Raw genomic sequence first — 22096 nt, 5'->3', positions numbered from 1 at the left:
GGACAAAGGTCGGATTAAGCCGGTGGGGAGCGGTCTCTGCGAGGCCCCGGTCCGGTGCGCTTCCCCCCGGCAGCGGCCCGCAACGGTGCGGACTTCGGGTGGGAAGGCCGAATTAGACCATCGATTTGAGGGGGCCCAATTGGGGGTACTCCCTCAGAACCCCCACAGCTCCCAGCCTGGTCCGGGTTTTTCCAAGTAGGCCGGGACATCCTCGAACCATGCCCATTTGGTCCCGACCCATCCCTATCGAAAGGAGGCCCGGTAATGACCGTGTCCAGACGAAATGTCCTGCTACTGGGCGGCCTCGGCGTTGTGGGAGCAGGCGTTCTTTCGTTCCCGCGGGCCGAGGTGGAGGCCAAGTCCGTCAGCCGGCTGAGCGCCGCAGAGATGCCCAAACCGTTCCAGTCGGCCTTCGTGAAGCCGCCGGTGCTCGCTCCGGACAGGGTGGAGGTGGACCCCGCCGACGGCAAGCCCGTCAACTACTACACCCTGACAGAGAAGGCGGCCATGGCGTCTATACTGCCCCGGCTCCAGACGCCGATCCTGGGCTATAACGGGATTTTCCCCGGCCCCACGATCAGCCTGGACCAGGGCACCAAGGCGGTGGTCCGGGTCCGGAACCAGCTTCCCGCAACGCACCCGAACGACGGCCACGTGCTCGCCACGTCCACGCACCTGCACGGATCAGCCTCGCTGCCCCAGTTCGACGGGTATGCCAGTGACGTCACCCACACCGGGTTTTTCAAGGACTACCACTACCCGAACTTCCAGCCCGCCCGCACGCTCTGGTACCACGACCACGGGGTGCATTTCACGGCACAGAACGCCTACTCCGGCCTGGCAGCCCAGTACCACATGCACGATCCGCTGGAACGGCAGCTGCTCCCGCAGGACGACTTCGACGTGCCACTCATCATTTCCGATGCGATGTTCGCCGCGAACGGCGCCCTGGGCTATGACGACAACACCCACTCGGGCCTGTGGGGAGACGTCATCCTGGTCAACGGGAAGCCGTGGCCGGTCATGAAGGTCCAGAAGCGCATCTACCGCTTCCGGATCCTGAACTGCAGCATCTCCCGGTCCGTGCGGCTCACGCTGAGCACCGGCGACCCGCTGGTCATCGTGGGCACCGACGGCGGCCTGATCCCCACGCCTCAAAAGGTGGCCAGCTACCGCCATGGCGGGGCGGAGCGGTACGAGGTGCTCATCGATTTCCGGAAGTACAAGACCGGCCAGCGGATCGAGCTCCGGAACCTGTCCAACCCGAACAACGTCGACTACGACTTCACCAACAAGGTGATGGCCTTCGACGTCACCGACGAGCCCGTCAACACCAGCGACCCCACCTGGAACACTGTGCCCGCCCAGCTGGCGCCGGGGAATGAGGTCATGGCGCTGACCGAGAAGCAGGCCACCAAAGTACGGAAGTTCCGGGTCAAGCGGAATGACGTCACCAACATGTGGACCATCGACGACGACAGCTGGCAGGACGTCATTGCCAGCGGTTACAAGAAGGTGGCCGCGGAGGTGGACCTCAACGCCGTGGAAATCTGGGAGATCGAGAACAGGTCCGGCGGCTGGTTCCACCCCGTGCACATCCACCTCGTGGATTTCAAGATCCTGAGCCGCAACGGCAAGGCGCCGTTTCCCCAGGAACTTGGGCCCAAGGACGTGGTCTATGTGGGTGAGGGCGAGACGGTCCGCCTGCTCATGAAGTTCGGTCCGCACCGGGGCCGCTACATGGTGCACTGCCACAACCTGCCCCACGAGGACCACGACATGATGGTTCAGTTCCGGGTGGGGCTGAAGGAAACCGACAACGATCCCAACGACCCCATGACGGCGGCGCTGCCCCAATGGGACGGCTAGCGGCACACAGGGCCGACCCAAGACCCAGGGCAGTCCCTGACAGTACAGCCGTCACCGGGAAGCCTGCCGGATCCGTCCGGCGGGGTTTTCCCGGGAGGACAATCACGACGGCGGTTCTGCTCGCCGCGGGTCTGCTCGCCTCCCGCCTGTGGCTGGTGGAGCCCGTGACAGTCAGCTCCGAAAGCATGGAGCCTGCGCTGCCCAAGGGCAGCACAGCGCTGATGTTCAAGCCCGGGCCGGCGCTCGGATCCCTCCGGGCGGGTGACCTGGTGGTGTTCACAAGCCCCGAGGACGGGAACCCCGCCGTGAAGCGTGCCATTGCCTTCGCGGGGCAGACCGTCGCCATCGAGGACTCGATGCTGGTGGTGGACGGTGTCCCGCAGGCCGAACCGGGGATCGACCACAGCCGCATCGACGGCACCTACTTTGGTCCGGTCACGGTACCGGCCGGGCATGTCTTCGTCCTGGGCGACAACCGGGCGGGTTCCATAGATTCGCGCATCTACGGGAGCGTTCCGCTGGAATCGCTGCAAGCCACGGTGCTGTGGCCCTTCGGCCGCTGATGCGGCGCCAATGCACGTGCCCCCGCCAGAAACACCCGCACCCAAAAAGGTAAGTAAGCTGGGAATCATCGCGGCGGGCTTCCGGCTGGCCGGGATGGACAAGCATCGGCGGCGGCAGCGGAGGAAAACATGAAAGCATCCCAGACTCTGGCCAGCAATCTGCAGAGAGTTCTCACCGACCTGATCGAGCTGCACGTCCAGGGCAAGCAGGCGCACTGGAACCTGGTGGGCACCAACTTCCGCGACCTGCATCTGCAGCTGGACGAGATAGTGGACAGTGCCCGGCTGCTCGCCGACCAGACAGCGGAGCGCATGCGGTCGCTCCACGCACTTCCGGACGGCCGGAGCGCCACCGTCTCGTCCGGCACCAGGCTGGAGCAGTATCCCGCCGGACTGACCGTCACCAAGGACACCGCCAAGCTCATTACCGCCAGGCTGGAACAAACGGTCAAGACCATCCGCGGAGTCCACGATGAGGTGGATAAAGAAGATCCCACGAGCGCGGACCTCCTGCATGAGGCCATCACCCGGCTCGAACAGCTGGCGTGGATGGTGAACGCGGAAGTGATGCCCGCTTCTGCGCCGGTGACCGCGCCGGAACAGGAATAGCAGCGCCATGATCCGGCTATCCCGTTTGCCCGTGGACCACTTGTCCGCGTCCGGCCCGGTAACGGACGACCTGTCAGGGTTGGCAGGGGAAGCTGCATGAACGCTCCGCACCGCCAGTGGCAGCCCGTTCGCCTTAGCCCGGCACCGGCGCGTCGGGCAGGGCTGGAAACTGCGCCGGGGGCCGAACCCGTGCAGGAAACCGAACCTGCGCGGGAACCCGGACCTTCGCTCGACCTCGAACGGTTGCTGGACAGGGTTGCTTCGAGCGTGGGGGATATCCCCGCCCTGCTGGCCATCGCCCAGCAGGTCGGCCGTGCCGCGCCGAAACCGGGTGACGGGCGGACAGCACAACTGTGGGAACTGCTGGCGTCCGTGGCCACGGTGGACGTGGCTGCCGCCAGGGTGATCGAGCCGCACCTGGATGCAGGCGCTATCCTGTCCCAGGCGGGAACACCGGAGACGTTCACCGGATCGTGGGGCGTGTATGCGGCCGAGGCTCCCGGCACGCGGCTGACGGCCGGGCCGGCGACCGCCCCTGGTGACGGACGGTCCTCTGCCGGCACAGAACCCGGCGGCACAGAACCCAGCGGAGCAGAACCCGGCGGGGCACAAGCCCGGAATTCCGCCGGCGTGCAGCTGACGGGCTCCAAGCCGTGGTGCTCGCTGGCCCAGTTCGTTGACCATGCAGTGGTGACAGCGCACACCGATACGGGCGGCCGGGCCGCCTTTGCCGTGGACCTTCGGGCCGCCGGTGTCACGTGCGACGTGCCGGAATGGACCAGCCGTGGCCTGCGCGAAATCCCCAGCGGAACAGTCCACTTCGACCGGGTGCCGGCCGTGCCTCTGGGCGGTGACGGCTGGTACTTCGAGCGCCCCGGTTTTGCCTGGGGCGGCATGGGCGTGGCCGCGTGCTGGCTGGGCGGCGCCGTGGCGCTCGGCCGGCACTTCGAGGCCGCGCTCCTGCGGGGCGCCAGGTCCCAGCGGGAGCCCGACCAGGTGGCGCTCGCCGCCTTGGGCGAAGTGGACCGGACCCTGACATCAACCATCCAGTACCTGGCCCGGGCAGCTGACGCTGTGGATGCCCAGCTTAGCGGGAGCACCGTCGGCGGATGGAGCGAGGCGCTCCGTGTCCGGGGAACTGTTGCGGCCGCCGTCGAACGCGTCCAGCTCCTGGTGAGCCAGAACCTGGGACCCGGCCCCTTGGCCTTCGATGAACGGTACGGCAAGTGCATGGCGGACCTGTCCCTTTACGTGCGGCAGCACCACGCCATGCGTGACGACGCCCAGCTGGGCGTGCTCACCCTCAAGGGGGAGCACGCGTGGTGACGTTCTCGCACACCGAGGCCGGCACGGACGAGGCGGCCTGGATGGCAAGCGGCCTGGACACGATCGGCGAACTGCCGCTCGATTCGGCCGAGCTGGCACGGATGGAGTTTGTTGTCCTGGTGGCGCATCCGGACGACGAATCCCTCGGCGCCGGCGGGCTGCTGGCCCGGCTCGCATCGGCCGGTGCACACGTTGAGGTGCTCCTGTGCTCGGCGGGGGAGGCGTCCCACCCGGATTCGCCCACTACGACGCCGGAGCAGCTTGCCGCAGTTCGCCGGGACGAGTTCGGGGCAGCCATGGCCGCGTTGGGGCTCGCGGAGCACTGGCAGTTCCTGAACCTTCCGGACAGCGCGCTGGCCCGGCACCGCGCCGTGATTGCCGAACGACTGGCGGGAGTCATTGGACAGGGCCGGGAAGACGGGCAGCGCACCGTGGTCATTGTTGCCCCGTACCGCGGGGACGGACACATCGACCACGACACCCTGGGAGCTGTGGCGGCCGAGGCTGCCGACGCCGGCGGCCACGGACTGCTGGAATATCCCATCTGGTACTGGCTGTGGGCCACGCCCGGGGACACCGCATGGCAGAGCTGGGTGCGGCTGCCCCTGGGCTCCGGTGAACAGCGGGCTAAGCGTGAGGCCCTGCACACCCATGCCTCCCAGCTGGAGCCGCTTTCTGACCAGCCCGGCGACGAGGTGCTGCTGTCAGGGCAGTTTCTTTCGCACTTCTCCAGGCCCTTTGAGGTCTTCGCCTGGCAGCCACCGGTCACCGGAAGGCGCAGCGCCCGGGACGCCGAGGCGGTCTTTGACGCCCTGCACCGCAGCGCCGAGGATCCCTGGAGGTACCAGGACAGCTGGTATGAGCAACGCAAACGCAGCCTGACGCTCGCCGCGCTCCCGGAACAGAAGTACGACGCCGGCCTGGAGGTCGGCTGCTCGATCGGCACCCTGAGTGCGGAACTGGCAATGCGGTGCCGGAGGTTTTTGGCCGTGGACGCCAGCGGCACCGCTGCGGCGCGGGCAGCCGAGCGGCTCGCCCGGCACCCGGGCGCCGAAGCCAGGCAGCTGACCCTGCCGGACCAGTGGCCGGCAGGCAGCTTTGACCTGGTCGTGGTCTCCGAGATGGGCTACTACCTTGCGGCGGCTGAACTGGAGGAGCTGTTCACCCGGATCTCCGCGTCCCTCCTTCCGGGCGGAACGTTGCTGCTCTGCCACTGGAGGCATCCGGTTTCCGGCTGGGAGCTCGACGGCGACGCCGTCCACGCGCTGGCCCGGAGCCAGCTCGGGTGGCCGCCGGCGGGTGTTTACCGGGAGCGGGACTTCGTCCTTGAGTCGTTCATCGCGCCAGGTTCCCGGCCGGAGGCCGCGCATGACGGCCGATAGGTCCCGGCCGGTCATCAACCGGGTGGAGGTGGTGATGCCGGTCCATGACGAGGAGCACCACCTTGGAGCAGCCCTGCAGGCGCTCGGCGTCGCTACAAAAGCGCTGGAGCAGAACGGCCCTGCGATAGCCGTGGGTATCACTGTTGTCCTGGACCACTGCACCGACCGTTCGGCGGAGATCACGGCGTGCTTCGCTGGGGCGTACGCCGGATCAAGCGCCGGACTCAGCACCGGCGTACGGATACTGCAACGGAGGTTCCGCAATGCGGGGGCCAGCAGGGCGGCGGGTGTGGCAGCCGCCCTGGGGGATGCCGGCCCTGACGGTTGGGAGAGCGCGGAACGTCTGGAAAGCGCGGGCCGTCTGGAAAGCACGGCTCCTCCGGAAAGTACCGCTCCTCTGGAAGGCGCGGGCTCTCTGCATCTGGAAAGTACTTGGCTGGCGAACACGGACGCCGATTCCCGGGTTCCCGAGGACTGGCTCGTGCGCCAGGTGGAATTTGCGGACGCCGGCTGGGACGTGGTGCTGGGTTCCGTGGAGCCCGACTCCCCCGGAATGGAACCCGAGCTTCTGCACAGCTGGCGCCTCAGGCATCCGCTGGAGGAAAGGCACGGCAATGTCTACGGCGCCAACCTGGGCGTGCGCGCCTCGGCGTACCGGCAGGCCGGCGGATTTCCCCCGCTGCGCTCCTCCGAGGACCGCGCCCTGGTGGAACAGCTGCGGCGGCGGGGCTTCGCCGTCACCGCCACGGACAGCACCCGCGTGATGACCTCCGGCCGGACCATCGCCAGGGCACCCCACGGTTTTGGCGCCTACCTCCGTGCGCTCAGCGTTGAGGCAGCAGCTGGGCTCCAGAGCAGCTGATCAATCAGCAACGGCAGCGAAACTGAGTCGGTAAATGGGCTGCCGGAAGGGCAGGGCTGCGTCACCGGCATCTAGAAGGGCGGGGGTTCGGGTGCCGCGGAGTGGTCCGGTGGTTTCGGTGTTCGTTCTGGTGGTTCGCCGGGGTGGAAGGTGGTGCCGAAGTCTGCTGGTTCGGTGCTGTAGTTCCGGCCCAGTGGGGATCGCCATTGCAGGTTCCCGGTTGGGGACTGTTTGTAGGTCCAGGCGCCGATGGATTTGAGGGCGTGGTGTTTTCGGCAGAGCATGGCGAGGTTGGCGGGGTCGGTGGTGCCGCCGTTTTGCCATTCGATGGTGTGGTCGGGTTCGCAGGCGGCGGCGGGGCGGGGGCAGCCGGGGAACCGGCAGGTTTTGTCGCGGGAGTTCAGGTAGCGGCGGAGTGCTTTGGGTGGGCGGTAGGCGGTGCGGCCGGCGCCGAGGGCCTGGCCGGTGGTGCAGTCGGTGAAGAGCCGTTGCCAGGTGGGGGCGAGGGCGGCCAGGCGCCGGGCCGTCGCGGCATCGATCAGCCCGTAGCCTTCGAGCTCGGCCTGTTCGGCACCCTCGCCGGATTCAGCGTTGCTGAGGACGTGCCGGACCGGGATGGTCACGACGATCTCGGCGCGGAACGCCCCGGGTTCCGGTCCGTCAGTTCCACCCAACGGCCCGTCTCCACTGAAAGGCCCGTCTTCGCTGAGGAGCTCGTCGGACCCGCCGAAAAGCCTGGCGGGCCCGCCCAGGAAGCGGTAGGTGAATGCGTCAGCGCGCAGTTCCGGGAGCGTGTTGTGATCCGGCGTGGCGCCGGAATCGGGAAGGCTCCCGGGCTGGTCTCCGGGTTCGGTGGCTCGTGCGGTGGCTCGTGCGGTGGCTCGTGCGTTGGCTTGCCGTGCGTGGTGGTCGAGTCCGTTGTAGATGGCGAGCCCGGTTTCGGCTGGCAGGCGTGCGGTGAGGGTGCACATGCCGTCGGGTTCGGCCGTGAACCAGACTCCGCGTTCATGCTGGGCGGCTTCTTTGCGGGTGGTGAGGCTTTCGGGGTGGAGACGCTCGCGCAGCCGCCGCAGGCAGGAGCGGAACTCGGACGGGGTGCGGCGGCGGCCGTGCCGGGTCCGGGTCCGCTGGAGGGCGGTGGTGGCGAAGTTTTCGGCGTGCGAGGCGGGGAGGGAGCGGACCTGGTCCAGGATGATCCGGGCATGAGCGTCGGAGATTTCACCCGCCTCGATCGCTTCAAGGACCTGCCACTGGGACGTGGCGAGGTCGCCGGCGTCATTCAGCCAGCGCGCGGCGGTGCCTTCGGAGAGGGCGCAGGCGGTGGATACCTCGCTGACGGCCAGGGCATGGGTCTCGTTCCCGCCGAAGCGGACCGGCTGGTTCTCCATCCGCCGGGGGGATTCTTCGCCCATCGCTTCCTCGACCCGTGCCAGGGCGCGCAATTTCACCGCTGTTGCCCAGGCGATGACCTGGTCGGCCGACTCCACCACGCCGAGCGCCTCGTCGGCCGTGAGGAACGACGGGAGCGGGACGCTCAGGGTGCCGGCCAGCAGTGAATCCTCCCGGTCCGTGAAGTCCACAGCCGGAACCCACACCCCGCCATCAGCGACGAACGCCTGAACCTCCATGCCGCACCCCCTCCCGGAAACCCTTGGCCTCTGAAATCCCGCCGGCATCTCCCCTCACCGGACACTCCCAGACTAGGAGGAGGGTACGACAATCAGCCCCGTCGGCTGTTTTCGCGGTAGTCTGCGCGGCACGGTACCCGGCGCCCCGCCCTTGCTGGCTACCGGTCCTTGTCCCGGAAGCCAGATGCCTCACTGCTGCCTTTACGGCCGCCGTCGTGCCTTCGGTCTTGGCCGTTGCCGTCCTTGTCGCTGCCGTCCGTGCCGTTGCCCTGTTCGCTGTATTTCTCGCGCAGTTCGCGCCCCAGCCGGATATCTTCCTCTTCCTTCTCCTGGAGCTTGTCACTCTTCTTCGTGTCCCGGGGCGGGAGCTGGAGCGTTTCCTCGGCCTCGATGCCAGCCTGCAGCTGCCGGCCACGCTCCATCTCCGCATCGAATTCGGCGCCGAAAAGCAGCGACATGTTCAGGATCCAGAGCCACAGCAGCATGACGATCACACCGCCGATGGCGCCGTACGTCTTGTTGTAATTGCTGAAGTTCCCCACGTAGAACCCAAAGCCCACAGAGGCCACCACGAAGACCAGCAGGGCTATGAGCGAACCAAGGCTCATCCAGCGGAACTTTGGCTGACGCACGTTCGGGGTGGCGTAGTAGAGGATGGCAATCACCACAATGACCAGCGCAACTATGACAGGCCATTTGGCGATATTCCACACGGTCAGTGCCACGCCGCCGAGTCCCAGAACATTGCCGATGGCTTCGGCCACGGGGCCGCTGATGACAAGCATCGCTGCGAGCAGCGCAACGATGATCAGCGCGACCACGGTGACGCCGAGCATGGTGCCGCGGAGCTTCACGAAGCCTCGGCCCTCATCGATCTCATAAATCCGGTTCATCGCGCGGCCAAAGGCAGTCACATATCCGGAGGCGGACCAGATCGCCGTCGCGAGGCCGATGACGAGCGTGAATCCGGCTGCAGGTGACGTGGTCAGTTCCTGGATTGGGTCGCGGATCATTTCCACTGCCTGACCCGGTGCCACACCTTGAACGATTTCCAGGAGTGCAGACGTCGTCTTTTCCGCCTGCCCGAAGATGCCGAGCAGCGAAACAAGGGCGAGCAGCGCGGGGAACATCGAAAAGATCGCATAGTAGGTAAGCCCTGCGGCGAGGTCAGGGCATTGGTCGGCCGTGAATTCACGCAGGGTCTTGCGGAAAATGTACTTCCACGACGGCTTGTCCAGGTCCGGAGGACTGTCCGGCTTTCGCGCATCATCGGGTGCGGGCGCGGTGTCCGCCTTTGCTGTGCTGGTTTCCGGGGCTTCGTTCGTAGCCATGAGGCATCCTTTCGTTCGCGGGCAGGACGTCTTCCGGCGTCGCGGATCGTTTCCTGCCCGCTATCAGGGGGTCGGGCTCGCGGGGCGTGCAACAGGTCGCAGGTTCGGGTCGCTTACAGTCAGGGCACCTGGAGTCCAGGCGTCCTTGGCGGGTTGCGGCGGTCCATGGTGAGCGGGTCGCTTCCCAGCGGATCGTCGGCCGGCTGCCTCCCATCCAGGGGATCGTCCGCCATCCGGGTGTTCGACTGCGGGGTCTCGGCCAGCTGGCCGGAAGCCAACGGGTTGGGGTCCTGCCCGCCGCTCCGGGCGCCGGCCCCGGCTTCTTCGGCAGCGGTCTTGTCAGAAGCGGGCAGGGTAGCGTCGGCCGGGGCGCTTGTGCCCTGCGGCTGTTGGTTCTCCGTCATGGTCAATCCCTCTCCAACATGTGGCGGTGCCGGGTACACCGGCAACCACTCGCCATAAAATAGTAAGCATGGTTACTATTAGATCGTAAGTACCCTGATCGCCGCTAGTTCAATCGGCCACCCTCCGGCACCGCTGCGCCGGGTCCCGGCGGCCGGACCTGCCGGATAATGACGTACTGGAAAAGAGAGAGGTGGATCCACGGTGGACCCAACTGCCTGGATTTGGATCGTCGTTGTAATCGTCGTCATCGCGCTCATCGCGGTGCTTCTGATGTCCAGCCGCAAGCGCCGGGAGGCCTTCCGGCAGAAGAGGGATGAGCAGAACCGGCAGCACGCTGCCGAGATCCGCAGGAAGGCGGAGAACGCCGACCTTGAGGCTCGCGAAAACGAGGCCCGGGCCATGCACGCCAAGGCTGACGCCGAGAAGGCGCAGGTCGAGGCCGCGAGGCTTCGCCAGGAGGCCGAACAGCGGCAGTCATCCGCGCAGGAGCTGCGGACGGATGCCGAGAAGCACCAGTACAAGGCGAATGCCCTGGACCCGGACGTGGACGAGGACGGCAACCGGCGCGCCGATGCACGGACGGACGCCGGGCGTGACGATCTTCGGGCTCCCGGGACCGGTGACATGCGGGACGCCGACGCACGGAACGCCGACGCACGCAACACTGATACCTGGGCCGACGACGCCCGGGCAGATGACAGGCGGGCCGACGACGCTCGGATGAATGAACGGGACCTGGGTGGTGAGCGCGGCGCTGGCAGGCAAGTCGGAGATGTGCACGACGCCGACGTGCGCAACGCCGACGCCGCCACCGACGCTACCCGGCGGAACACCCCGCGCGAGTAGCCGCCGTCGACCGTTACACCTGAAAGCCGCAACCCCCGCCGTGACGAGCGGCCGCTGAGCTAGTGCCGGCGCTTGAGCGTCAGGACGCGGCTTCAGCGGGGGAGACGCCGGTACGCCGGCGCCTCTTCCCATGCCGTCAATCACCTCGCGGATGGCTTCCAGCGACGGCGTTTGCGGCTCCCAGCCGAGCTCCTCCCGGATCCGCCGCGTGTCCATGATCGGTGCACCGGCCGCCATCTCCACCCATCCCGAGTCTGTTTGTTGCAACCTCAGACGCCACGTGGCGCCAACGAAGGCGTGCAGCGCGCGGACCGGAATGGGGAGGATCCTCTTGGCGGAGAAAAGCCTGGCCAGGTTCTGCGGCGTGACCACCGGCTCGGCCGCCACATTGAATGCCCCGCTGGCCCTGCGCTCAAGTACGCGCCAGTACGCTTCAGCGACGTCGTCGGCGTGCACCGCCTGGAAGATCAGTTCCTCGGGAATCGGCAAAATCGGCAACGCCGGCCGGCGCGGGACGAACCTCGGGTGAACCCACCCGAGGAAGTACCTGCCGATTTCGCTTCCGGCCTGGCTCTGGAAGATGAGCCCGGGGCGCAGCCTGGCCACGGCAACTGACGTATTGCCTGCCGCGAAGCTGTCCAGAAGCCGTTCCTGCTCTGCCTTGTGCCGGCTGTAATGGGAACCGTCCATGCCTCCTGCCGGCCAGCTTTCATCCACCCGGCGGTCCTTTGCCGACCTGCTGTATGCGCCCACCGAGGAGGCGCACACAATGTGCTGGACTCCTGCCTCCCGTGCGGCTGCCAGTACGTTCGCGGTACCCGTGACATTCGTGCGGTGCAGTTGGGGGAGGTCTCGGTTCGGCTGGATCTGCCAGGCCAGGTGCACCACTGCATCGGCGCCGGTGAAAGCCCTCGCCAGGTCCTCTGCAGCCCCCTCGCTGCCTACGTCCAGGGCGTGCCACTCGACGCCCGCGTACGGCGGCCGTGACGTGTCCGGCGCGCGGCGGCTGATGCCCACCAGCTCTAGCCCGCCCGGCTGTTCCTTGCCGGCTCTTTGGAGCCTCCGCAGGAGCGCTGTCCCTGCATTGCCGCTGGCGCCCGTGATCGCGATACGCATGAAATGCCTTCCGTCCGATGCCGTGGAAAGTGTGCCGTGCAAGTTTGGGTGGAACATTCAGGCCAAGTCGCCCGACGGCGGGCGTGACCGTGTGCTTCGTTCGACCCTATCGCCTCGGGACCATTGTGTAATAAGCACGCTTATGATTTCCTACTTCTAAGTCTTGCCGCAGGCTTTCTCGACCTCCGAATCGAAGGAACCCACGACAATGCCAGAAACCCCGCCCTCCTTGTCCGCGTCCTTCCCAAGCCACACAGCAGCCCACTCGGCCCTCCAGCCGGTGCCCCCAAGTGCGGCCCAAACTGGGCGGCTGCATGACGCCTTCCAGAACCAGCTGGTGCTCAACTACCTGGACCTGGCTGAGTCGCTCGCCTCGCGGTATGCAGCCCGCGGCAGGGAACGCTCAGACCTGGTGCAGGTGGCCTACCTGGGCCTCGTCAAGGCCGCCCGCGGCTTCGATGAAGAGAAGGGCGAAAGCTTCCCGGCCTACGCTGCACCCACCATCAGCGGCGAACTCAAGCGTTTTCTGCGGGACCGGTGCTGGACCGTCCGGCCGCCGCGGCGCATCCAGGATGTGCGCACGCAGCTCCTGCACACCGCCCCGGACCTGTCGCAGTCGCTGGGCCGCGTCCCGTCGGCACAGGAATTGGCCAGCGAACTGGGCGTCACCCCGGCGGAGGTCCGGGAAGCGCAGGCAGCAGGCAGCAGCATGCATCCCGACTCGCTGGACAGCCCCGATCCGTGGGGTGGCCCGACCATGGGCGAGGGGCTGGTCTCGCCGGACCAGCCGATCGAGCATCTGGAAGAACTCGTGTGCCTCAATGAGGCGATCCAGGAGCTGGACCCCGACGACCGGGAGATGCTGTACCGGCGATACTACCGCGAGGAGACCCAGGTGGAACTGGGCAAACGGTTCGGGATCTCCCAGATGCAGGTGTCCCGGCGGCTCTCCCGGATCCTGGTCTGGCTCCAGCGCCGGCTGCTCGACGAGGATCAGGCCAGCCGGAGCTGCCCTACGGCCGCCAAAACATCCTCCACCGAAACCGCCAGCAGGGCGGGATCGGGGGTGGCGGCGAAGGTGTCGCCGCGCCGCGCCTGAGGGTCAGTCAGCACAATGTGCGGTCCCGGCGGCGGTCCCCAGACCTCGGCCGGAGCGGGTCCGAATAGAACCACCGAGGGCCGCGAGTACGCAGAGGCGAGGTGCGCCGCGCCGGTGTCCGCTGACACCACCAGCCGGGCCTCCGCGATGGCGGCCATGAATTCGGCCAGCCGCAGGCGCCCCGCCAGAACCTGGGACTCCGTGAGTCCGGCGAGCCGTGCAACGTCCAGCGCCCGCGGCCGTTCAGCCGAGCTGCCGGTGAACACCACTTGGTGGCCATCCGCCGCGAGGGTGCGTGCCACTTCGGCGAAGCGTTCCTCCGGCCACAGCCGGCTGCCGTAGGCGGCCCCCACGTGCAGCACCGTGGCGCCGGGACACGGGCTGGAAACCGCTGGCGGGAGAAGACGGAAATCGTCCGGCTCTGCATCGATGCCGTGCCACTGCAGCAGCCTGGTCCACCGCTCGCGCTCGTGGATTTCCTCCAGCCAGGCCGGTCCCGGCCGTTCGGGGTTCCGGTGGCCGAGGATGGTCCGGGGCCGGACGGCGGCGAGCCGGGCCTCGCTTTCCGGCCCGCTGCCGTGCAGGTTCACGGCAATGTCCACAGTGCCTGCCTCGATGGGAATCGGAACGTCCAGGCCATGGGTGGGAAGCAGTTCGAAACCGCCCACCAGCTCCAGCGCATCCGCCAGCCAGTCCTGGGCCGCGTAGAGCAGGCGGTGTTCCGGATAGGCGCGCCGCAGCGCGCGGAGCGCCGGCACAGCAACCAGCAGGTCGCCCAGCTTCAGGGCCCGCAGCACGAGCAGGATGGGTTGTTCATGCTTGCCGTTTGGTGCTTCCACTGCAGTCCTTCTGCTCCTCGGCCCGGCTCTGCTAGCCGCTTGTCGAGGAGTCTAGCCGAGAAGAAGTGGGCGGTCGGTTGTTTAGGTCTCTGCCGGGCGGGGAACGGAGGGGGTATGGCAACTAACGCTTTGACGCTCAAGGCTGTGCTGTTCGACCGGGACGGGACGCTCGTGGTTGACGTGCCGTACAACGGTGACCCGCAGTTGGTCGAGCCGTACCCCGGCGCACGGCGGGTCCTCGACGAGCTGCGCAGCCTGGGGCTTGCCATCGGCGTGCTGAGCAACCAGTCGGGCATCGCCCGCGGCCTTCTGACGGCGGAGCAGGTGGACAGGGTGAACGCGCGGGTGGAGGATCTGCTGGGGCCCTTCGATGTGTGGGAAGTCTGCCCGCACGGCGCCGGCGACGGGTGCCTGTGCCGGAAACCGGCGCCGGGCATGATCCACAGCGCCTGCCGGCGCCTTGGCATCGACCCGTCCGAGGCGGCGTTTATCGGTGACATCGGCAGCGACGTGGAGGCCGCAGCGGCTGCCGGTGCGCGGGGCGTCCTGGTTCCCACTTCGCAGACCAGAGCCGAAGAGGTCGAAGCGGCCCCCGAGGTGGCCGCGGACCTCGGGCAGGCCCTTGCCCTGTTGCTTCGGGACCCCGTGCTCCAGGGACCGGCATGAGCAGGGTCCTGGTGGCCCGGCTGGACAGCGTCGGTGACGTGCTCCTGGCGGGCCCGGCAGTCCGGGCCGTGGCGAACGGACGGCGGGCCGACGGCGGCAGCCCCAACGACGTCGTCGTACTTTGCGGACCGCAGGGCCAGTCGGCGGCGTCGCTGCTGCCCGGAGTGGCCGACGTTTTTGCCTGGGACGCCCCGTGGATCAGCAATCCGGCACCGCCGGTGACCGGACCGCACCTGGACTCGCTGGTGGGCTTCGTCCGGAACTCCCGCATCACCGAGGCCGTCATCCTGACCTCCTTCCACCAGTCGCCGCTTCCGCTGGCGCTCCTCCTGCGGCTGGCCGGCGTTGAGCGCATTACCGGCGCGTCCACCGACTACGCGGGCTCACTCCTGGACGTTCGCCTGAGGCCAGGCGAGGACTTTCCCGAGGATCAGCCGGAATCCGTGCGGGCGCTGGGCATCGCCCGGGCCGCCGGCTTCCAGCTCAAGGCCGGCGACGACGGGAAGCTCATGGTCAAGGACCCTCCCGGCATCCGCCACCTCGTCGGTGACGGCCCCTACGTGGTGGTCCATCCCGGGGCAACGGTGCCCGCGCGGGCCTGGCCGCCGCTCCACCATGCGGCGGCGGTGGAACTTCTGGAGGGCGCAGGCCACAGGGTGGTGGTGACCGGAGGGCCGGGGGAAACCGCCCTAACCGCGACGGTGGCCGGCCCCTCCGCCATCGACCTGGGTGGCCGGACGGACTTGGCCACCCTGTCAGGGGTCCTGGCCAACGCGGACGTCGTGGTCACCGGAAACACGGGACCCGCCCACCTGGCGGCCGCCGTCGGAACCCCTGTGGTCAGCCTGTTTTCGCCAGTTGTGCCGGCCGTCCGCTGGGCGCCGTACGGGGTTCCGCTGGAACTGCTGGGCGACCAGAACGCGCCGTGCCGGCTCAGCCGCGCACGGGACTGCCCGGTACCGGGACATCCCTGCCTCAGCTCGGTTTCGCCCGAGCAGGTGGTGGACGCGGTGGAACGCCTGCTGAGCGGGGTCTCCTCACTCAGCACACGGAGGAAGGTCCGGAAACAATGAGAATTTTGCTTTGGCACGTGCACGGGGGGTGGACGGACGCCTTTGTCCGCGGCCGGCACGAGTACCTGCTGCCGGTCCTGCCCGGCCGCGGCGCCTGGGGACTGGGGCGCGCGGACCGGGACTGGCCCGCTTCCGTGCGGGAGGTGGCGCTCGCGGAGCTGGACGCCGGCAGCGTCGACGCCGTCGTGCTCCAGCGTCCAGAGGAAGCGGCGGAGGTGGCGCGCGTCCTGGGCCGCCGACCCGGCGTCGACCTTCCCGCCGTGTACGTGGAACACAACACGCCCAAAGGCGATGTGCCCTTTACCGTGCATCCGCTCGGAGAGCAGCGCGACATCCCGATCGTCCATGTGACCCACTTCAACGAGCTGTTCTGGGACAGCGGCCGGGCACCCACCAAGGTCATCGAGCACGGCATCGCGGATCCCGGCTACCTGTACACGGGTGAGGTTCCGGAGCTGGGCGTTGTGGTCAATGAACCGGTCCGCCGCGGACGTGTGACCGGGACGGACCTGTTGCCCCGCTTCGCCACCGCGGCCCCGCTCCAGGTCTTCGGCATGGGCGGCGACGGGCTGGCGGAAGCCACCGGCATTCCGGCCGCACTCCTCACAGTCCGGGGGGACCTGAAAACCGCAGAGCTCCACCGGGAAATGGCGCGCTGCCGGGCGTACCTGCACCCGCTGCGCTGGACTTCCCTGGGGCTGGCGCTGCTGGAGGCCATGCACCTCGGCATGCCGGTCCTGGCGCTGGCCACCACCGAGGCGGCGCGGGCCGTCCCGTCCGAGGCAGGCTGCATCTCCACCGACGTGGAGGAATTGCGCCGCTGCGCGCGCCTGCTGCTCAACGACCCGGAGGAAGCACGACGGCGGGGCAAGGTAGCCCGGGAGGCAGCGCTTGAGCGCTACGGACTTGAGCGGTTCCTCGCCGACTGGGACGAGGTACTGGCCGACCTGGTGGCGGGAGGACCGGCCCGCTCCAATAAGGGGCACGGCCCGCAGCGGGGGCTTTGGGAAGTGGCGGCATCCGGGGATGCAGCTTCGAAGGGGTCCGGACCGGATGCCCTGACCGCGGCGCGAGAAGGGAATACGCATTGAAGATCTCAATGATTTCGGAACACGCCAGTCCTTTGGCAGCGCTTGGCGGAGTGGATGCGGGTGGCCAGAATGTACATGTTGCCGCCCTGTCGTCGGCATTGGCCCGGCGCGGCCACAGGGTGACGGTCTATACGAGGCGTGACGCGCCCGATCTGCCTCCGCGGGTACGGGTGCACCCCCGGCTCGAGGTGGTGCACGTGGACGCCGGGCCGGCCGAACATGTGCCCAAGGACGAGCTCCTGCCCTTCATGTCCGCCCTCGCGGACGGAGTGGTCCAGGACTGGGGCAGCTCACCGCCGCACGTGGTGCATGGCCATTTCTGGATGTCCGGGGTCGCCGCGCTGGACGCGGCACGCCGCGAGCCGGGCGGCTTTCGGGTTCCCGTGGTGCAGACCTTCCACGCGCTGGGGACGGTCAAGCGCCGCCACCAGGGCGCCGCCGACACGAGCCCGGCCGAGCGGCGCTTCCTCGAACCGTCGGTGGGCCGGTCGGCGGACCGTATCGTGGCCACCTGCTCCGACGAGGTATTCGAACTGCGGGCCATGGGAATCGACACCCGCCGGGTTTCGATTGCTCCCTGCGGTGTGGACCTGGACCTTTTCTCCAGCGACGGCCCGGCCGACACACCCTCACGGTCCAACCGGATCCTGTCCGTGGGCCGGCTGGTTCCGCGCAAGGGCGTGGATCTGGTGATCCGTGCGCTGCCGTATCTGCTCAAGGCTGGATTCGATGACGTCGAACTGCTGATTGTGGGCGGCGGGGCTGACCCGGACGGACACGATCCGGAGGCGCGCCGGCTGCTGGATCTTGCCCGCGAGCTCGGCGTGGCAGCCCACGTGGAGCTCCGGGGCCAGGTGCCCCGGGACGCCATGCCCGGCATCTTCCGGAGTGCGGATGCCGTCGCGTGCACACCTTGGTACGAGCCCTTCGGCATCGTTCCCCTCGAGGCTATGGCCTGCGGCGTTCCGGTGGTCGCCGCTGCAGTGGGCGGCCTGACGGACAGCGTAGTGGACCGTGAAACCGGCCTGCACGTGCCGCCGAAGGACCCGGAGGCCATCGCAGAGGCCGTCGGCACCCTCTTGGCCGACCCGGAACTCCGAGCGAAACTCGGGCGGGCGGGCGAGCGCCGGGCGAAGGCCCGCTACTCGTGGAACAGGGTCGCCGCGGAAACCGAAAAGGCCTACCAGCTTGCCATCGCCGGCTCTGCGGAGGCAGGCAGCCTTGAACCGATGGAAGGAGCGGCACTGTGACTCCGGAATCCCTGCGGGAGGCAGAGCTTCCTGCCTTGCCCCGGATCGGCGATCCGCCCGGTTTCTCCGAGAATCCCGTCGGGCACGAGACCGCCCTGTCCTCTCCGGAGGCCGCCCCCGGAGACGAAGCAGTCCTGAGCTCGCGGGATGCTGTGCGGACGCACCTGGAAAACGTCCTGCCCGCCCTGCGGTCCCTGGAAAGCCAGGCCGACAAACTGGCCGGCTGGGGCGTGGAGCTGGCTCAGCGCCTGCTGAGCGGGCAGAAGCTGCTCGCTGCCGGGAACGGAGGCTCCGCCGCTGAGGCGCAACACCTCACGGCCGAACTGGTGGGCAGGTTTGACGGCGAGCGGATGCCTTTTTCCGCCATCTCCCTCCACGCCGAAAGTTCGGCCGTTACAGCCATTGCAAACGACTACGGCTACGCCGAGCTCTTTGCCCGGCAGGTCCGCGCCCACGGCAGGTCCGGGGACATCCTTGTGCTGCTGTCCACGAGCGGCCAAAGCCCCAACCTGCTCCGCGCAGCCGAAGCGGCAGCCAGACTGAACGTGACCACATGGGCCTTGACAGGGACGGCGCCGAACCCGCTGGCGTCCTGCTGCGACGACGCCGTGGCCATCGATGCCATCTCGGCCAACGCGCAGGAGGGGCACCTGATCGCACTGCACGCCATTTGCCGCGCCTTTGAAGCCGAAGTGGCCCGCAGGGGCCAGGGCGTGCCCGGCCCGGAGGCTGATCGCGGATGAGAATCACGGTGGTGGGCGACGTCCTGCTGGATGTGGACCTTTCCGGTGAAGCAACACGGCTGTGCCCAGACGCACCCGTGCCGGTGGTGGACGTCTCCGATGTCCGGCGCCGGGCCGGCGGTGCCGGGCTCGTCGCCAGGATGCTGGCCCACGACGGCCACCGGGTCACGCTGGTGACTGTGCTTTCCGACGATGATGCCTCCCTCGCGCTGGAAGGCGCGCTCGCCGGCATGCGGGTTGTCTCCGGGCCCTCCGGGGCCAGGACACCGGTAAAGACGCGGGTCAGGGCGGGCCGCCAACCGGTGGTGCGGGTGGATGAGGGGTGCGAGCGGCCGGAAGTGCCGGTGGCCACCCCGGGCATGCTCAGGGCGCTGGAACAGGCCGAGGTGATCGTAGTGGCCGACTACGGCAGGGGCGTCGCCGCGAATCCGGAGATCCGGCGGTTGCTCGAGGCCCGCGCCGGCGACATCCCGATCGTATGGGATCCGCATCCTTCCGGCGCCGTCCCCGTCCGCGGCGTGGCCGTGGTGACCCCCAACCTGTCCGAGGCCGCCAGGGCCGCCGACTCCGGGACCGCTGGTCCGGGCGCCGGAGCACCTGCGGCGGTTGCCGCCGTCGGCCAAGCGCTGCTGGACCGCTGGCAAAGCCAGGCGGTCCTGGTGACCATGGGGGAGCGGGGCGGCCTGCTGTCCCGGCCCGGCGCTTCGCCGGTGACCATCCCGGCGCCTCCCACCGAGGTCACCGATCCCTGCGGCGCCGGCGACCGGCTCGCGGCCAGCCTGGCCGTGCACCTGGCCGAGGGCCGCATCCTCAGCGACGCCGCCGAACTGGCGATCAATGAAGCGGCGGCCTTCCTCGGCGCCGGCGGGGTGGCTTCCCTGCCGGACCGCCAGCGGCCGGTCTGGGACCACCGCAGCGAGGAGGACGCCATCGGAATGGCCCGGCGGGTGCGCGCCAACGGCGGAACGGTCGTGGCCACGGGCGGCTGCTTCGACCTCCTGCACGCCGGCCATGCCCGCACCCTCGCGGCAGCCCGGGCCCTCGGCGACTGCCTGATCGTATGCCTGAACTCGGATGAGTCGGTGCGCAGGATCAAGGGAGAGCAGCGCCCCCTCGTGAGTCAGCAGGACCGGGCCGAACTCCTGCTGGCGCTCGAATGCGTCGACGCTGTCCTGGTCTTTGGGGAGGACACACCCGAGGACTGCCTTGAGACCCTGCGGCCGGACGTCTGGGTGAAAGGCGGTGACTACCGTGCGTCGGAGCTACCCGAGGCCGGGCTGGTCGAGAGCTGGGGCGGGCGATGCGTGACGGTGCCCTTCCACCAGGCCCGGTCCACCTCCGTGCTCGCGGATGCGCTGGCGAAGGTCAGCTAAATTGCCCAACAAATTTTTGAACTTGTCCCAAGCGAAAGGAACACCATGACTGAATCGACTATCCGGCCCGGCCGGGTCCTGGTAACCGGCGGTGCCTCCGGACTGGGGGCCGCCGTCGTCGATGCCGTACTGAAAGCCGGAGGAACCCCGGTGGTGCTGGACCGGGACATCCGGAACGTCTCCGCGGCCAAGGCCTTCGAAGTGGACGTCTCGGACCGCGTTGCCGTGACCGAGGCTGTGCAGCAGGCCGCGGAAACCCTGGACGGGCTGGATGCCGTGGTCACCGCCGCCGGCATCGACCGCTGCGGCAAGCTGGAGGATGTGGCCGCGGACGAGTGGGAGCGCGTCATCGGGGTCAACCTGATGGGCACGGTCTCTGTCGTCCGGGCGGCCCTTCCTTACCTGAAGGCATCCCGTGGACGGGTGGTCACCATCGCGTCAACGCTGGGCAAGCGGGCACTGCCGGAGGCCACCGCCTACTGCGCCTCAAAATTCGGCGTCGTGGGCTTCAGCCACTCATTGGCCGCCGAGACGGGCGGCGAGATCGGCGTGACCACCATGATCCCCGGCGGCATGAAGACCCGGTTCTTCGATGACCGGGCCGAGCAGTACAAGCCGCAGGACGACTCACGGCTGAACGACCCCGGCAACGTGGCGCAGGCAATCCTGTTCGTTCTCTCCCAGCCCACGGGCTGCGAGGTCCGGGAAATGCTCATCTGCCACGAAGAAGAGGGCTCGTGGCCGTGAGCTGGAGAACGTCCTCGTAGACCTCAGAGGGTTCGACGGCCTTCACGGTGGACTCGTCATGGGGGCACCGTGGGGCCGTCCACCCGACCTGGGTGATATCGACGCCGCATACCTCACAGCGCGTGGCCCAGCCGAGGCGGACCCGGTGCAGGCTACGGCCAAGGGGTGCAGCGTTGATGGCGTTGCCCGCCCAGTAAACGCCCACGGTGGGAGTGCCCAAGGCCTGGGCCAGGTGGCGCGGTCCGCTGTCGTTCGCCACCACGACACTGCTGCTGGCGAGCAGTGCAGCGAGCTCACCGAGGCTGAGTTTGCCGGCGAGTGACTCGATGGCCGGATGGGCGCTTCCGGAGTCCCCGACGGCGAGTTCCACCACCGTCTCGGCGAGTTCCTTTTCGCTGCTGTCGCCCACCACGACGACCCGGAAGCCCTCGTCGGCGGCTCTTCGGGCCACGGCCGCGAAGCGTTCGGCCGGCCACCGACGGCGGGGATCAGTCGCACCCGGATGGATCACCAGTACGCGGTGGTCGCCGGGCGCGCCGTTGCCCGGCCCGCCGTCTCCCAGCGGCAGGTCCTGCTCGAGCTGCTGGTGGAACTCCGGAAGCACCTGGAGCCTGGCCTCGAGCTCACGGGGAGCGGCCCCGGCGAATCCCGCAACCTCGAGGGCGCGGAGCGGCTCGTGTTGGTAGTACAGGTACGGTACGGTCCGCTCCAGCGGTACTGCGTCCGGGGTCCTGGTGCCCACGGTGTGACGGGCTCCTAGCCGGAGCAGGAAAGGGTTAGAGTACCGGCCGCCGCCGTGCAGCTGGACGGCCAGATCAAAGTTCCGGGCGCGCATCGCGGCAAAGAACCGGTCCAGTTCGTGGTGGTCCTCCGGTCCCGGGCGGACGCCCTCGGCAAACGGCAGAATCACTGTCTCATCCGCTGGTCCCACGGTCTGGGACAACAGCTCAGCCTGGATCGGTGTGCAGAGCAGGGTCACGCGGGCGTCCGGGTAGGCGGCCTTCAGCGCTGCCACTGCCGGAAGGGCAAACATCAGGTCGCCCAGCCCGCCGCCGCGGAGAACGGCGATGCGGGAGATCCCGCCGAAGGGTTCCAAAACCGGGCCGATCCCGTGCCCCGTAATGCGTGCTCCGCCAAAGTCGGCGTTGAAGAGTTCCATGCAGTCAGCCCTCTCGGTTCCGGATCGTTCAGGTCGGGATGCGTCCAAGTCGCGTTCAGTGGGGCCCACCCTACGGTGCACCGGGCCCGTATTGCCAGCCCGGAAAACTCGGCCCTACA

The 22096-nt window shown here is 68.3% G+C and carries 20 protein-coding genes and 1 pseudogene; 15 read left to right on the top strand and 6 right to left on the bottom strand.

The genetic code is table 11. The annotated features are described in order from the left end of the window. Nucleotides 1-264: 264 nt before the first annotated feature. The 6 genes from ACFVTE_RS01555 (at nt 265) to ACFVTE_RS01530 (ending at nt 6611) form a co-directional block, all read left to right on the top strand. Nucleotides 265-1869 (top strand): multicopper oxidase family protein, encoded by a 1605-nt coding sequence (locus ACFVTE_RS01555; protein ID WP_387095891.1) that lies wholly within the window; start codon nt 265-267, stop codon nt 1867-1869. 101 nt (nt 1870-1970) lie between these two features. Continuing rightward, nucleotides 1971-2432 (top strand): signal peptidase I, encoded by a 462-nt coding sequence (gene lepB / locus ACFVTE_RS01550; RefSeq protein ID WP_387097113.1) that lies wholly within the window; start codon nt 1971-1973, stop codon nt 2430-2432. A gap of 129 nt (nt 2433-2561) precedes the next feature. Continuing rightward, nucleotides 2562-3041, top strand: coding sequence for a Dps family protein (locus ACFVTE_RS01545; protein ID WP_387095888.1), 480 nt, complete (start codon nt 2562-2564; stop codon nt 3039-3041). A 96-nt stretch (nt 3042-3137) separates the two neighbouring features. Beyond that, nucleotides 3138-4367, top strand: coding sequence for a hypothetical protein (locus ACFVTE_RS01540; RefSeq protein ID WP_387095886.1), 1230 nt, complete (start codon nt 3138-3140; stop codon nt 4365-4367). Beyond that, entirely contained in the window at nt 4361-5749 is a 1389-nt protein-coding gene (locus ACFVTE_RS01535) for a PIG-L family deacetylase (RefSeq protein ID WP_387095883.1), read from the top strand. The genes ACFVTE_RS01540 and ACFVTE_RS01535 overlap by 7 nt, the downstream gene beginning before the upstream one ends. Beyond that, nucleotides 5736-6611 carry a glycosyltransferase gene (locus tag ACFVTE_RS01530; protein ID WP_387095880.1) on the top strand — a complete coding sequence of 292 codons (876 nt, stop codon included), beginning with the start codon at nt 5736-5738 and terminating at the stop codon, nt 6609-6611. Before ACFVTE_RS01535 ends, ACFVTE_RS01530 begins: the two co-directional genes overlap by 14 nt. A 71-nt stretch (nt 6612-6682) precedes the next feature. On the opposite strand, the gene ACFVTE_RS01525 is transcribed toward ACFVTE_RS01530, so the two are convergent. From ACFVTE_RS01525 to ACFVTE_RS01515, 3 genes are all read right to left on the bottom strand, one after another. After that, nucleotides 6683-8239 carry a DUF222 domain-containing protein gene (locus tag ACFVTE_RS01525; protein ID WP_387095877.1) on the bottom strand — a complete coding sequence of 519 codons (1557 nt, stop codon included), beginning with the start codon at nt 8237-8239 and terminating at the stop codon, nt 6683-6685. Between the two features lie 158 nt (nt 8240-8397). Further along, on the bottom strand, nt 8398-9570 hold the full coding sequence (locus ACFVTE_RS01520) for a YihY/virulence factor BrkB family protein (RefSeq protein WP_387095874.1): 1173 nt from the start codon (nt 9568-9570) through the stop codon (nt 8398-8400). A gap of 119 nt (nt 9571-9689) precedes the next feature. Further along, nucleotides 9690-9974: a hypothetical protein gene (locus tag ACFVTE_RS01515; protein ID WP_387095871.1), complete on the bottom strand. Its 285-nt coding sequence runs from the start codon at nt 9972-9974 to the stop codon at nt 9690-9692. Between the two features lie 202 nt (nt 9975-10176). Here ACFVTE_RS01515 and ACFVTE_RS01510 point away from each other — a divergent pair, with 202 nt between their 5' ends. Then, nucleotides 10177-10821 (top strand): hypothetical protein, encoded by a 645-nt coding sequence (locus ACFVTE_RS01510; protein WP_387097163.1) that lies wholly within the window; start codon nt 10177-10179, stop codon nt 10819-10821. Nucleotides 10822-10905: 84 nt separating this feature from the next. Here the strand turns inward: ACFVTE_RS01510 and ACFVTE_RS01505 are convergent. Continuing rightward, nucleotides 10906-11937 (bottom strand): annotated as a pseudogene (locus tag ACFVTE_RS01505) (NAD-dependent epimerase/dehydratase family protein); the annotation flags it as partial. 208 nt (nt 11938-12145) lie between these two features. Between ACFVTE_RS01505 and ACFVTE_RS01500 the strand changes: the two are divergent. Then, complete coding sequence (locus ACFVTE_RS01500) at nt 12146-13036, top strand: sigma-70 family RNA polymerase sigma factor (RefSeq protein WP_387095868.1); 891 nt, start codon at nt 12146-12148, stop codon at nt 13034-13036. On the opposite strand, the gene ACFVTE_RS01495 is transcribed toward ACFVTE_RS01500, so the two are convergent. Then, entirely contained in the window at nt 12931-13875 is a 945-nt protein-coding gene (locus tag ACFVTE_RS01495) for a glycosyltransferase family 9 protein (RefSeq protein ID WP_387095866.1), read from the bottom strand. The genes ACFVTE_RS01500 and ACFVTE_RS01495 overlap by 106 nt on opposite strands. A 114-nt stretch (nt 13876-13989) precedes the next feature. Between ACFVTE_RS01495 and ACFVTE_RS01490 the strand changes: the two genes are divergently transcribed. The 7 genes from ACFVTE_RS01490 to ACFVTE_RS01460 all read left to right on the top strand — a co-directional run bounded on the left by ACFVTE_RS01490 (nt 13990) and on the right by ACFVTE_RS01460 (nt 20818). Beyond that, on the top strand, nt 13990-14541 hold the full coding sequence (locus ACFVTE_RS01490) for a D-glycero-alpha-D-manno-heptose-1,7-bisphosphate 7-phosphatase (protein WP_387095863.1): 552 nt from the start codon (nt 13990-13992) through the stop codon (nt 14539-14541). Continuing rightward, nucleotides 14538-15614: a glycosyltransferase family 9 protein gene (locus ACFVTE_RS01485; RefSeq protein WP_387095860.1), complete on the top strand. Its 1077-nt coding sequence runs from the start codon at nt 14538-14540 to the stop codon at nt 15612-15614. Before ACFVTE_RS01490 ends, ACFVTE_RS01485 begins: the two co-directional genes overlap by 4 nt. Further along, complete coding sequence (locus tag ACFVTE_RS01480; protein ID WP_387095857.1) at nt 15611-16705, top strand: glycosyltransferase; 1095 nt, start codon at nt 15611-15613, stop codon at nt 16703-16705. Before ACFVTE_RS01485 ends, ACFVTE_RS01480 begins: the two co-directional genes overlap by 4 nt. Next, nucleotides 16702-17955 (top strand): glycosyltransferase, encoded by a 1254-nt coding sequence (locus tag ACFVTE_RS01475; RefSeq protein WP_387095854.1) that lies wholly within the window; start codon nt 16702-16704, stop codon nt 17953-17955. The genes ACFVTE_RS01480 and ACFVTE_RS01475 overlap by 4 nt, the downstream gene beginning before the upstream one ends. A gap of 95 nt (nt 17956-18050) precedes the next feature. Further along, nucleotides 18051-18698, top strand: a complete 648-nt coding sequence (locus tag ACFVTE_RS01470; RefSeq protein WP_387097111.1) for an SIS domain-containing protein — start codon at nt 18051-18053, stop codon at nt 18696-18698. Further along, nucleotides 18695-20071 carry a D-glycero-beta-D-manno-heptose 1-phosphate adenylyltransferase gene (rfaE2, locus tag ACFVTE_RS01465; protein ID WP_387095851.1) on the top strand — a complete coding sequence of 459 codons (1377 nt, stop codon included), beginning with the start codon at nt 18695-18697 and terminating at the stop codon, nt 20069-20071. The genes ACFVTE_RS01470 and rfaE2 overlap by 4 nt, the downstream gene beginning before the upstream one ends. A 45-nt stretch (nt 20072-20116) precedes the next feature. After that, nucleotides 20117-20818 (top strand): SDR family oxidoreductase, encoded by a 702-nt coding sequence (locus ACFVTE_RS01460; protein WP_387095848.1) that lies wholly within the window; start codon nt 20117-20119, stop codon nt 20816-20818. On the opposite strand, the gene ACFVTE_RS01455 is transcribed toward ACFVTE_RS01460, so the two are convergent. Beyond that, entirely contained in the window at nt 20784-21977 is a 1194-nt protein-coding gene (locus ACFVTE_RS01455) for a glycosyltransferase family 9 protein (RefSeq protein ID WP_387095845.1), read from the bottom strand. The genes ACFVTE_RS01460 and ACFVTE_RS01455 overlap by 35 nt on opposite strands. Between the last annotated feature and the right edge of the window lie 119 nt (nt 21978-22096).

It is taken from the genome of Arthrobacter sp. NPDC058097, from assembly GCF_042884885.1.
Lineage (GTDB): Bacteria > Actinomycetota > Actinomycetes > Actinomycetales > Micrococcaceae > Arthrobacter.
This window is presented reverse-complemented; position numbering and strand designations above follow the sequence as displayed.